Annotated in this window: 6 protein-coding genes; 3 read left to right on the top strand and 3 right to left on the bottom strand. The window is 38.2% G+C overall.

The window, feature by feature from the left end; all coding sequences use genetic code 11:
* The first annotated feature begins 1 nt into the window (after position 1).
* The gene (locus QE404_RS02040; protein WP_307445870.1) at positions 2–886 is read left to right on the top strand and encodes an NmrA family NAD(P)-binding protein; all 885 of its coding nucleotides are present in this window, start codon (positions 2–4) and stop codon (positions 884–886) included.
* 148 nt (positions 887–1,034) lie between these two features.
* On the opposite strand, the gene QE404_RS02035 is transcribed toward QE404_RS02040, so the two are convergent.
* Positions 1,035–1,793: an amidohydrolase family protein gene (locus QE404_RS02035; RefSeq protein WP_307445868.1), complete on the bottom strand. Its 759-nt coding sequence runs from the start codon at positions 1,791–1,793 to the stop codon at positions 1,035–1,037.
* Positions 1,794–3,079: 1,286 nt separating this feature from the next.
* On the opposite strand from QE404_RS02035, the gene QE404_RS02030 reads away from it, so the two are divergent.
* Positions 3,080–3,847, top strand: a complete 768-nt coding sequence (locus QE404_RS02030) for a hypothetical protein (RefSeq protein WP_307445866.1) — start codon at positions 3,080–3,082, stop codon at positions 3,845–3,847.
* 1,609 nt (positions 3,848–5,456) lie between these two features.
* Here QE404_RS02030 and acnA read toward each other — a convergent pair.
* Positions 5,457–8,234: an aconitate hydratase AcnA gene (acnA, locus tag QE404_RS02025; RefSeq protein WP_307445864.1), complete on the bottom strand. Its 2,778-nt coding sequence runs from the start codon at positions 8,232–8,234 to the stop codon at positions 5,457–5,459.
* A gap of 763 nt (positions 8,235–8,997) precedes the next feature.
* Entirely contained in the window at positions 8,998–10,251 is a 1,254-nt protein-coding gene (locus tag QE404_RS02020; RefSeq protein ID WP_307445862.1) for a phage integrase SAM-like domain-containing protein, read from the bottom strand.
* Positions 10,252–10,960: 709 nt separating this feature from the next.
* Here QE404_RS02020 and QE404_RS02015 point away from each other — a divergent pair.
* Positions 10,961–13,174, top strand: coding sequence for a tail fiber domain-containing protein (locus QE404_RS02015; RefSeq protein WP_307445861.1), 2,214 nt, complete (start codon positions 10,961–10,963; stop codon positions 13,172–13,174).
* The last annotated feature ends 270 nt before the right edge of the window (positions 13,175–13,444 follow it).

Genomic DNA, 13,444 nt, shown 5'->3' with positions numbered 1-13,444 from the left:
AATGGAATATCAAGCTAACCCATCTCCCAATATTGCCATAATGGGAGCTACCGGTAAAGTAGGAAGCCAAATCATCAACGCATTATCCAGGGAAAAAATTCCGGCAAAAGCACTTTCCAGGAAAGCAGCCCGACTTGAACCTGTGGAACACATTACCTGGATGCAGGGAGATATAGAAAATCAGGAAAGCATCAAAAGGTTTCTGGACGGTGTCGACAAGCTGTTTTTAAATTCGGGTGTTTCAGAGCAAATGGTTGAGCAGCAGTGTTCGGTCATCGATATTGCCAGGAGTTCCGGCGTCCGGCATATCATAAAACTTTCCACTCCTGAAGCCCGCAAACCATCCAAATCCCGCACCGGCGAATGGCATTGGGAAATCCAGGAATATTTAAAACATTCAGGAGTCCACTGGAACAGCCTGCAGCCCCAATCCTTCATGCAGAACTGGACAGATACCCTGGCGCCATCCATTAAGGCAGAAAGAAAAATCTATTCGGCCGCCGGTGAAGGAAAAAGAGCCTTTACCGATACACGGGATATTGCCAGAGTAGCAGTAACACTTTTCAGAGAACCCGGAACCTGGATCGATGCCATTATCCCATTATCCGGAGGCAGCCTGGTCAGCTACAGGGATATTGCAGAGGCCTTTACAAAAGCATTGAACGAAAAAGTGGAATACATAGCCCAGTCGCCAGAGGAAGCCAGACAAAGGATGCTCCGGCAGGGTATGCCGGCATTTATGGCAGAGGTTACGCTCATGGTAGAAACCAATCAGAAACTGGGCCTTGTAGAACACCTTCTCACGGATAATGTGGAGAAAATCACCGGCAAAAAACCGTATACTATCGAGCAGTTTGCAGAAGATTATATTGCTTACTTTAAATGACAGCATCGGAAAGTATCAGCTAAAACCATCTGAAAACTAAAAATGAAGAGGCTGTCCACTATTGCGCAGCCTCTTTTATTGCTTCATCATAAGAATCACAAAAGTATCTGTGTTTGTTGATAGATACCTTTGAAAGTATTGTCAGTCGTTACGAATCTAATTTGTTCATTCCGTACCACTCCGCTGCATTGGTAAAGAAGATTTTTTCCTGTTCCCCGGTGGAAAAATGATCCCTGATGATCTGAATATCTTTTTCGTTAAAAGGTATTTTTGCTCGGGTAGAAGGCAGGTCGGTCCCAAACATCAGCGCATCGGGATTGATGCTGTAGATTTGTTTCATTACCGGTATCGGATCAAAATCTATCCTTCCGAACCCTGTCGCTTTAATTTTAATGCCTTTTTCAACCCAATGATACAGATCTTCTAATCCTTCCCGGGAAAGACCTAAATGGTCAATAGAAAATTTCGGAATATTGCCCAGTACCGTTTTCAGGTCTTTTAAATCTTTGCTGTCGACGTACAATTCTGTGTGCCAGTTCAGCTTTTCGTACAGATAATTGGACAGTTTTTCAATATGTTCCGGCTTTTCGGAGCCTCCACGTTTAATGTTGAACCGTACTGCAACAACACGGGCTTTATCCAGAGTTTCCAATTCCTCGTCACTGATGTTGACCGGTATATTCGCTACACCGAAAAAATTATTGCCTAACCGTTCCAGAGCATCCTTGAGGTATTCCTGATCAAAAGCCTGGAAAGAACCGGAAACTACGGTACCGCCTATGATATGGTTTTCTTTTCTGAATGCTTCATAATCCTCTACCTTGAAAGCCGGAGGCAGATAGCCATTATTTTCCACCAATGGAAAGTCGGGATTGATAATGTGGAAATGTGAATCAAATATTTTCATTTGGTGTTTTTGTACAATATTACTTTTTTATCGGCTAAAACACGATGTTTCTCTGTTAAAATTTGCGGTCTCACCATTACCATTAAGCTGTAAATGTTAGATTTTCCCACAGCTTTTACCTACCTCCAAAGATTTTAAGTACACATAAAAACCGTAGGTTTTTAAAAACTTCTGTGCTCTTCTGTTTTCAAAGCTGGCTTCTTAAAATTCTTAAGTGTCAAAAACTTTGTGACTGTTGTGTTTTTTTTAATCTCTCGTGGATTAGCAGATTATTTTTCCTAAGTGGATCACACCACTTTAATCCTTATTAAAAACCACCCCGTCAAAAATTCTCTGAATTTTCGCCACCCCTCCGAGGGAGGGGAATTTTGCAGCTGGTATTTTTGCAAGCTGCAAAGATTTTACGTGCACGTAAAAACCGTAGGTTTTTAAAAACTTCTGTGTTCTTCTGTTTTCAAAGCTATTTTCTTTATAATTCCTATGTATCAGAAGCTTTTGTGACTGTTGTGGTTTTTTTAATCTCTCGTGGATTAGCAGATTAAGCAGATTATTTTTCCCAAGTGGATCACACCATTTTAATCGTTATTAAAAACCACCCCGTCAAAAATTCTCTGAATTTTCGCCACCCATCCGAGGGAGGGGAATTTTGCAGCTGGTATTTTTGCAAACTGCAAAGATTTTACGTGCACGTAAAAACCGTTGGTTTTTAAAAACTTCTGTGTTCTTCTGTTTTCAAAGCTGGCTTCTTAAGATTCTTAAGTGTCAAAAACTTTGTGACTGCTGTGGTTTTAATCTTACTCAAAATACGCTCCCACTCTCAAACCCTCCGACACTCCAACCCTCCATCATAAATCAAGACCGTCAATCCACGACTCTCATACTCATTTTGAAATCCTGACCTATGCCAAAAGTACATAATAACTCTTTTTATGACAGCCGTAAAAAATGCCTTGACAATTCAATCATAAAATGCAAAAATTACCTAATTCTCAAATTCCACACAAACTAACCTTTATATTAACAATATTTAATATTGTTTTATCTTTATTTGATAAATTTGTAGATTTATATCTACAAACCGTGTGTTATGGATAATGATATAATATGTATCTTTGCGGAAATATTATACTTTATGGAGGATCTATTACCAATAAATACCCCCTAAAAAGTTAACGCGCAAAAACATATATACTAAAAAAACATTTCTTATTCTACATTATATCTGACGAATTTTGAGGAGTAAAATGCTTTACATTTAAATAATTATTAATTTTAAAATAGACAACATGAGATTAAAACTTTTACTTCTTTACGCAGTTATTCCGGTATCGTTATTTTCACAGGTAGGTATTAACACCTCAAATCCTCAGAATACATTTCACATAGATGCGGGTAAGGATAATGCATCAACCGGAACACCTACGGCTGCCCAACAGGCTAATGATGTCATTGTAACTTCTGCTGGAAATGTAGGCATTGGGACAGTATCTCCGTCTTCCAAACTTGAAATCAACAATGGTACAGTAAACGGAGCCATAAAAATCGTTGACGGAACGCAGGGGGATGGAAAAGTACTGACATCAGATGCAAATGGCTTGGGAACCTGGAAAAGCACTACAATTACCAATGTAACCGGCGTTACCCCGAATTCAAATACCCCTTATGGGACAACCGCTGATAAATACATGAATGCTTATATTGATGTTCCGCAAGGGAATTGGTTTGTATTTATAGGATTGCTGGTGAATGGGGCCAATGCGGCCAATACAAATTATGCATCCAGGCTTACCCTTTCTAGTTCCACAACCGCACTGGAAGAGAATAACTTTTCCTTTATCAGCGGAAACCGGTTTGTACTTACCCAGATATCCAACGGAAGCGCTGGTGCAGTAACTTTTGGAATGTTTTCATCAGGAATCGTGAGAGTGAGCGTATCGGCTTCAAGTGTAAGATTGTATGTATGGGATAATGCCTCTAGATCGTATGGAAATACATCCTCCACATCATTAAATGCCAATGGAGAAAACTACATTTTCGCCATCAAGGCCAATTAACCGTATGCTTTTGTTACATATTGCTTTAATGGACACACTTTTCTTTGATTTTACAGACTCATAAATAAGGTTTGCGATTAAAGCATAGGTAAATTCCATTCCCGGGATAAGTTGTATCTCGGATAATAAAATTAAGAGTATTGTACTCTAATATCACCTCACTCTTTTTGCTATAATTATTTTTCGAAATGTGGGAAAATCATTTGGCTTTCGTCTTTGATTTTTCCACGTTTCTGTAAAAGAAGTGCAGGTTTCGATTCTGACGTAAATCTCATACTCGTTCAGATTGAAATACAAATACAGAATTTTTATCGTACAAATCTCTCACAGATTTTTCGCTGTATTTTAAAAATCTTAAATTTTTAAAAACTTATGTGCACTTCTATTTTCAAAGTTACCTTTTCATGATCCTTATGTGTCAAAAGCTTTTATAACTGTTGTGGTTTTTTATTCTCTCGCAGATACGCAGATCATGCAGATTTTTTCACGCATTTAAAAACCGTAGATTTTTAAAAACTTATGTGCACTTCTGTTTTCAAAGCTGGCTTCTTAAGATTCTTAAGTGTCAAAAACTTTGTGACTTTGTAGTTTTTTAATCTCTCGTGGATTAGCTGATTATTTTTCCTAAGTGGATCACACCACTTTAATCCTTATTAAAACCACCCCGTCAAAAATTCTCTGAATTTTCGCCACCCCTCCGAGAGAGGGGAATTTTGCAGCTGGTATATCCGCAAGCTGCAAAGATTTTACGTGCATGTAAAAATCGTAGATTTTTTAAAACTTATGTGTTCTTCTGTTTTCAAAGCTGGCTTCTTAAAATTTTTAAGTGTCAAAAACTTTGTGACTTTGTAGTTTTTTAATCTCTCGCAGATGCACAGATCATGCAGATTTTTTCACGCATTTAAAAACCGTAGATTTTTAAAAACTTATGTGCACTTCTGTTTTCAAAGCTGGCTTCTTAAGATTCTTATGTGTCAAAAGCTTTTGTGACTGTTGTGGTTTTTATTCTCTCGCAGATGCACAGATCACGCAGATTTTTTCACGCATGTAAAAATCGTAGATTTTTAAAAACTTATGTGCTCTTCTGTTTTCAAAGCTGGCTTCTTAAAATTCTTAAGTGTCAAAAACTTTGTGACTGTTGTGTTTTTTTTAATCTCTCGTGGATTAGCAGATTATTTTTCCTAAGTGGATCACACAACTTTAATCCTTATTAAAACCACCCCGTCAAAAATTCTCTGAATTTTAGCCACCCCTCCGAGGGAGGGGAATTTTGCAGCTGGTATTTTTGCAAGCTGCAAAGATTTTACGTGCACGTAAAAACCGTAGGTTTTTAAAAACTTCTGTGTTCTTCTGTTTTCAAAGCTGGCTTCTTAAGATTCTTATGTGTCAAAAGCTTTTATAACTGTTGTGGTTTTTATGCTCTCGCAGATGAGCAGATTATGCAGATTTTTTCACGCATGTAAAAATCGTAGATTTTTAAAACTTATGTGCTCTTCTGTTTTCAGAGCTGGCTTCTTAAAATTCTTAAGTGTCAAAAACTTTGTGACTTTTGACTCCGTCGAACTTTGGTTTATAGTTTTCATTTTCTCACACATTTAAAAAGTGAACATTAAGATTTCTTTAGAAATCGTCTCAGGACGTACTGTAAAATACCTTCGTTTTTGTAATACTCTATCTCTATCTGAGAGTCCAGCCTTGCAATCACACGGAACTTCTTCATATGACCGTCAGAGTCTGTAGCAATAATCTCAAGTTCTTGAAGAGGCTTTATATCATCTGATAAACCGTTAATGGTGAACTGTTCCTTACCGCTAAGGCCAAGGCTCTGCGCATTTTGTCCCTCCAAATACTGCATAGGCAAAACGCCCATGCCTACTAAATTACTGCGGTGTATTCTTTCATAGCTCTCGGCCAGTACGGCTTTAATTCCAAGTAAAAAAGTTCCCTTGGCAGCCCAATCCCGTGATGAGCCGCTGCCATATTCTTTACCAGCCAGTACGATCAGCGGTATTTTAGCTTCTTTATACTTTACGGAGGCATCGAAAACACTCATTTCTTCACCGGTAGGTAAAAATTTAGTATACCCGCCTTCTTTATCAGCAAGTTTATTTTTGATCCGTACATTCGCAAATGTACCACGAACCATAACTTCATCATGCCCGCGACGTGAGCCATAAGAGTTGAAATCAGCTTTTTCCACACCGCGGTTCCGGAGGTAGAGGCCTGCTGCCGAATTCTCTCCGTAAGAACCTGCAGGTGAAATATGATCCGTAGTAATACTGTCACCAAGATCTAAAAGGACATATGCATGATCAATATTTTTTAAAGGCTGTGGTTCTTCGGGAAGATCCTTGAAGAAAGGTGCTTCTTTGATATATGTTGATTTCTCATCCCAGACATAATTTTTTTCGGCAGGTATTTTCAGCTCTTGCCAAATTTCATTGCCATCAAAAATGGTATCATAGCTCTGGGCATAATGGGTAGGAGAAAGTACACCCTGCATGATGGACCTGATCTCATCGTCACTTGGCCAAATATCCTTTAAATATACAGGCTGCTGATTAGGATCGTAACTGATAGGCTCATTAATCAGATCAATATCTACACGGCCGGCGATAGCATAGGCTACAACAAGCATCGGCGACATTAAGAAGTTCATCTTGATCTGCGGATGAATCCTCGCTTCAAAATTACGATTGCCTGATAATACTGACGCTGCAACAATTTCGTTTTCTTCTATCGCCTTTGCGATGGATGGAGGCAATGGGCCGGAATTTCCGATGCAGGTAGTGCAGCCATATCCTACAATATGAAACTTCATAGCCTCGAAGTCATCCAAGAGATCAGCTTTAATAAGATAATCGGTTACAACTTTGGATCCGGGCGCCAATGAAGTCTTAACCCAGGGCATGACGTCCAGACCATGTTCACGGGCTTTCCGGGCCACAAGCCCTGCTCCTATCATAACATATGGATTAGAAGTATTGGTACATGATGTAATTGCTGCAATTACTACTGAACCGTCTGAAAGTATAAATTGTTCATGCCCCTGGGTGATGGCAACAGTTTTCATTCCATCTTCCATTTTTCCCTCGATTTTTGTGTCAGGCTGCATGTCCGTTTTGTGATCTATCGGAAGCGCACTTCCTCCTTCCGAATACCAACGGGTAAGCTGTTCCTGCGGCTTGACATAAGTACGACCAAATGAGCTGTGCAGAAGGTCTATAAATTTGGGCTTAAAATCTTTGAGTAATATCTTATCCTGAGGCCTTTTGGGACCGGATACGGTAGGTTCTATAGTTGAAAGATCCAACTCTATGATATCTGTATATGTAATATTTTCATTATTCGTACGCCACAGCATATTGGCTTTACAATAGTCTTCTACAAGCTTTACCTGTTCCTCTGGCCTGTTGGTTGCGCGCATGTACTCAAGTGTTTTATCATCGATAGGAAAGTAAGTAACGGTACAGCCAAATTCAGGCGACATATTTCCAATTGTGGCCCTGTCCGGCACCGTAAGATAATCCAATCCACTTCCGAAAACTTCTACAAACTTACCCACGACACCGTATTTTCTCAGTACTTCGGCAATGGTTAAAACCATATCTGTGGCGGTAGAACCTAAAGGAATTCTACCTGTTAGTTTAAGGCCTATAACTTCGGGCATAATAAAGTAGACGGGCTGTCCTAAAATTGCAGCTTCTGCCTCTATACCCCCTACTCCCCAACCAATAACTCCAATACCATTTACCATCGGTGTATGGCTATCTGTACCGACAAGTGTATCAGGAAAGATTTCACCATTACGCTCCAAAACACCTTTAGAAAGATATTCCAGATTCACCTGGTGACAAATCCCCATACCCGGAGGAACAACATTGAAATTACTAAACGATTTTTGTGCCCATTTTAAAAATTGGTACCGTTCACGATTACGCTTATACTCCATCTCCATATTACGATCATAGGCATACTCCGTCCCAAAATAATCTACCTGAACCGAATGGTCTATGACTAAATCCACAGGAATGAGTGGATTGATGGTATCCGGATTTTTGCCCTTACGGGTTACTTCAGCGCGCAGAGACGCAATATCTACAACAGCTGGTACCCCAGTAAAATCCTGCATTAAGACGCGTGCAGGCTTAAAAGGAATATCTTTGCCGGTAGACTTGGGCTGCCAGTTCAATAGGGTTTCAATATTTTCTCTGGTAACAGCAAAATCATCAAAGTTCCGCAAAACATTTTCTAAGAGTATGCGGATAGAAAATGGAAGTCTTTCAATATCAAACCCCTGTAATTGCATTTCAGCAAGGCTATAATAGGTGAAAGTTCCATTTTTTGTATTGAGTAATTTCTTAATCGTATAAATATCGTTTGACATAATATTAGGTTTACAATGGTGTATTGATCTGTTGGATGGAAATAAAGTGTTAACAAATCCTTGATTTCAGGATCATATTTAGTACTCTGGCCCATTATATCAGGCATATGTAAGATTTCCATAAAAATGATTAAATGACTAATGATCATTTAAAATTCATGGTATGGAAAAAAAGAAAGGATCTTACAAGTTCGAGATTATAATTCCAGATTTTTTCATTCTATGTTCAGTTTAATATTATTGAACAACCAATCAAAGCTGGTGTAGCGGGCAGCCCTAAAATCCAGCGCACAATGGGTCTTTGTTTTCAATTTTAATTTCTGTCATATCATCAATATTTTGTTTCTAAGGTATTGCAATGTAGCTATAATAATCAGACGGATGAGAGTAATGGGATATATTTGTTTTAGACATCATTAATGTACGAAATAAATCAAAATGACAAGTCAAATTCATTACTAATTTAGATTCATAAAACAAATTGCATCTGATTGACGTTGTGAATTGCTTTCTAAAATTATTTGTAGATCAATACAGAACCTTGTCTGCCCTTCTGCTTTCAAAGCTGTACTCTTCATGATTATAAAGTATGGCTGAGAGCCTCAGCCACCGGCTTATCGCAGAACTTTTGTGAATATTATGGTTTTATCCTCACTCAAACTCTCTCATTCTTAAACTCTCTGACTATCAAGATAAGAATCCCCTGAGGACCGGGTGGTCGCCACCGGCAGCCTTTCCTTTGTAAAACAAAGGCATGTCATCCCTAAGAATGTGGCAATTGAATATGGGCAGGATATTGGCTGTGAATATGGTTAAAATGATTACTTAAGCTTACTATCTTATCTTTGTCAAAACGATTGATGTACTTTAAAAACATTTGTTCCGAACTGTGACCTGTAGCGCCTATTAGAAGCGGTGTTGGAATTTTCCCATAAAAATTTGTAGAAAAACTTCTTCTCCCTATGTGGCTGGATAAAACTTCCCATTTTTCTACAATAAGCTCTTTCACCCTATGTCCAATTCTCTTTTTAGCTTTGATATTATTATTGATTTTACAAATCTTACCAATTTCTTTGATATTCCGGTTATATAATTCCTTATTAATTAATGTAGGAAAGTCGTTTTTACTTTTTCTGATGATGTCTATTACGGCAGGATGCAGAGGCAGCAAAATGGTTTTACCTGTTTTTTTCTGGACAAAATTAATGCATAACCTATTTTCAATTTCAAGCAGTTTGTCTGCTGAAAAGCACATAAAATCCGAAATACGCTGTCCTGTATAACAACTAATTAGCAGCCAATCTTTTGCATCCTGTAATGCTGTGGGAACTTCAGTTTTCTCAATCAATAGGAGTTCATCGTCATTTAAGGTAATGATCTCTGTCTCCGCTTTATCTCTTTTATATTCAAACTCCCTAATGCTTGTCGAAATTCCTTTCTTTTCTGCAAAATTCAGAATAGTTTTGATAAAGTTTAAAGTACGGTATATTGTGCTCTTACTATACATTTCTTCATTTCCGAAAATATTGAAATCTTTAATAAAGTTAGAATTAAGATCCTTCACATAAATCCTATTTTTAGTAAATCCTTCAAATCTTTCCAGAAGCCTGAAAAATACATTGTAACGTTTGAAGGTTGAGTGACATACTATCTCTTTACGGGACTCGATATAAAGACTTGCGAAGTATAATAATGTCCCATCTAATTGCGCACTATTTTTAAGCAATATTTCATTCTGCATCAAAGTTTCTAGCCGTTTTGCGGTAATTTTCTTCTTCTGAGATATAAATGTTTCAATATAATTTGTAAAATTAACCTTTATTGAATCAATAATCCTGTTAATAATCTTAGAATTTTTCAGATATATATTTTGAGGACGCTGCTTCTCTTCGTCCCATTGATCTGGCGAAATTTTTAATGGAGTGAGAATATGTATTTCTTTAAAACGATAATCACTGATAGATAAAAAAATATGACTACTTGTTCCTGTTTCAGATAGGGAAAATTTGAAGTTCATTTAGAGTAAATTTATGATTATCAGTAAATATAAGGCGAAAAAGTAGTCCAATCAAGACTACTCTTATGCACAAATATAGATATAATTTCCGATTTACCAAATTAATTAAAATATTGTTTTTCAACACATTAATAAATCATGCATAACTGATTATTTTTACCGATTCTATCTGGTTTGTTATTGTTTTAACATAAATGTCACACAAAAGCACTATGTAATTTATTGAACTGTAAATCAATTAATTATAAAAGTAGTCTTGATTGGACTACCTTTAAAATTAAGATAAAAAAGTAACATTTTTGATTTAGTATTTCTTCTTATTACAAAAACAGTAACCACGTATAAAACCATTAAAATTAAATGTAAACATGATGATTTATTAAATGTAAAACACAAAAGACGCACATGATGAAAAAAAGAATTTTATGATCATTTACAAGAATTAAAAGGAGACATAGATATTTCTAACCACAAAATTACAATAGCTAATTTCAAATCCTGACTTCTAAAAAGGAAACTCTATATGAGGTGTTTTCCAAGAGTGTGCAGATAAATTTATTATTCTTAAAAAAGGATAAGGTTTGCGGTACCCAAAAATCAGAAATTTCAGTGAATAATAAAAGTCTTAAAAAGACCAACTCGTCTATAACTGCTTTGCATATAACCGAGTTTTAATTATTTAATAAAGCAAATTTTATAAAACTTTCAAATGAAAAAAATTTTACTAACGGCCGGTATTATTTTATCGGGCCTTGTTTACAGCCAGGTGGGCGTAAACAATCAGACACCCTCTACCACTTTTGATGTGAGAGCTAAGCGCGATGCTTCAGGTAATATTACCGATAATACCCAAACCATCGGGATGCAGGCACCACGCCTGACGCGAGCAGAACTCACAGCCAATACGGCAAACTACGGAACTAACCAGAACGGCGCCCTAATCTATATCACCGATATATCGGGAGGTGATGCAGCATCTGGAACACAGCGTGAAAACATAACCAGCGTGGGCTATTATTATTTTGATGCCGCCGCAGCATCGGGTGCAGGCAGATGGATCAAAATGGCGGTAGGTGATGGTGGCAGTCCCTATACCGCCAACAATGGACTTACGATGACTGGTAATAACACGAAGTTAGGTGGCACGCTGATTGAAAATACCACCATCGCACAGGATACCTATACTACCAATTTTACCTCCGCAGCTACAACCGGCACCAGTCATTTTACAGTAGATGGCACTACATTTAATGTGGATGCTGTGAACAACAGAGTGGCAATAGGTACCGCTACCCCTTCAGCCAAACTGGATGTACAGGGTAACCAATACATCAACGCCGCTATAACTTCAGCAGCGTCTAAAAATGCACTTGATATAAACATTGGTCAGCCCTCCTACTCTTACGGCAATAGAGTTGAAAATTTTGGGATAAATATGAGAACCAATACCGATTCAGGGGGAAGTCAAATTGCCAGAATCAATTTTGGTGATGAGAGCACCGGAACTCTTAATGGAACCAGATATCTCTCCTTCAGTGTAGGAAATCCTGTTCTTAATGAGCTAATGTATCTTACAAGCTCAAATAATGGCAGAGTCGGAATTGGAACCACTACTCCTGCCGGAAGATTACACATTGTAGAAAATGGTTCCACATCAGCTATTACTGCATCATACAACACACCTGGAATATTGCTTACAGGACCTTCATCCAGCAATGGTTTGTCGGGGCCAGGTCTTTATTTTGAGGCATTGGGTAATCCTACAGGCCAGCGAGTGATGAAAGTGAATATGACCACCGACGGGACTAATGGTTTTCTGAATTACCAGTCGGTTTCCAATGATGCCTCGGCTTCAGTGACTACTATTATGTCTGTTGTATCCAATGGAAGAGTTGGTATAGGAAATTATAATCCAGGAGCCAAACTGGAAGTGAATAATGGGAACACCAACGGAGCGATCAAAATTGTGGATGGAACACAAGGTTCCGGCAAAGTACTTACGAGTGATGCCAATGGGCTTGCAACCTGGCAAACCATTCCCAGTGCCACGCCTTATACGGCAAGTAACGGTCTTACAATGGCATCCAATAATGTAAAGCTTGGCGGTACACTAACCGAAAATACCACCATAGCTCAAGGTAATAATTCCGTGACTTTCTCGGGGAACAGCAATGTCAATATTACTACAACCAACACTTCAGGTTATCCTTTGTCTATAGTTCATCCGCTATCAAGCAGCATATCGCAGCCGGGCCTGCAGATTGGAGGTGCAACGGGTACAGCTGCAACAGGGCAGGCAGCCTTTATTGGATTTAACCCAAACAACGGCCAGGGGGCTTGGCCTATATCTGTGGGAGCGCAATACATCAGTGGATCCTCAGGACAGGGTGCTGCTGATTTTTTTGTAGCGACATCCAGCGGGGGAGCTGCCGACAAGAAATTGATCGTTAAAAATAACGGTGATGTAGGAATAGGAACTACGGCCCCGACGTCGAAGCTTTCCGTTAATGGTACAGCAGACAAACCAGGTGGCGGATCTTGGGGTACCTTTTCTGATGCGAGGGTAAAAAAAGACATCCGCGACTATCAAAAAGGGCTGAAAGAAATTTTAGCCATCCGTCCTGTGACTTTTGAATATAACGGCAAATCACCATTCAAGGCAGACGGAAAAACATATGTTGGAGTTATTGCACAGGAAATTGAAAAAGTGTTGCCATCTACTGTTACGAAAACAAAATATAAAGATTTCGAAGATCTGAGGGAATATAACGGTTCTGAACTTACTTATACACTTATTAATGCTGTAAAAGAACAGCAGGCAGAGATAGAACAACTGAAAAAAGATAATAAAGAGCTATCCTACCTAAAAGTTCTTATTAAGAATCTGCAGGCAGAGGTGGAAGGAATGAAGAAGAATAGATAACCTTTCTTTATGCACGCTTGCCAATGTTAGAAAGTGGTATGAGTTATATGTTATGAGATACGAAAAAAACGCATCTTCTGACAAAGTTCTACTGGTTTTAAAACAGTCCTTTAAGGATATCCATTTAATACCTCTTTAAATGTATATCTAAAAGTCCCTTTAGATGTTCGTGTTATATATCATTGATATCCGTCTAAAAAGTATGTATATCTCAATCTCCTTTCACCTCTTTTACAGATATTTTGGATCAAAGATTTGATTCGCAGGTCG

The organism is Chryseobacterium camelliae (assembly GCF_030818575.1).
In the GTDB taxonomy this organism is placed as follows: domain Bacteria; phylum Bacteroidota; class Bacteroidia; order Flavobacteriales; family Weeksellaceae; genus Chryseobacterium; species Chryseobacterium camelliae_A.
Note: the sequence above shows the minus strand (reverse complement) of the source record. Positions and strands in the feature narration are given on the sequence as shown.

What these genes read in the sequence shown, in the direction of transcription:
- QE404_RS02015 (WP_307445861.1), top strand. Translation starts at nt 10,961, where the DNA reads ATGAAAAAAATTTTACTAACGGCCGGTATTATTTTATCGGGCCTTGTT.
- QE404_RS02030 (WP_307445866.1), top strand. Translation starts at nt 3,080, where the DNA reads ATGAGATTAAAACTTTTACTTCTTTACGCAGTTATTCCGGTATCGTTA.
- QE404_RS02040 (WP_307445870.1), top strand. Translation starts at nt 2, where the DNA reads ATGGAATATCAAGCTAACCCATCTCCCAATATTGCCATAATGGGAGCT.
- acnA (WP_307445864.1), bottom strand. Translation starts at nt 8,234, where the DNA reads ATGTCAAACGATATTTATACGATTAAGAAATTACTCAATACAAAAAAT.
- QE404_RS02035 (WP_307445868.1), bottom strand. Translation starts at nt 1,793, where the DNA reads ATGAAAATATTTGATTCACATTTCCACATTATCAATCCCGACTTTCCA.
- QE404_RS02020 (WP_307445862.1), bottom strand. Translation starts at nt 10,251, where the DNA reads ATGAACTTCAAATTTTCCCTATCTGAAACAGGAACAAGTAGTCATATT.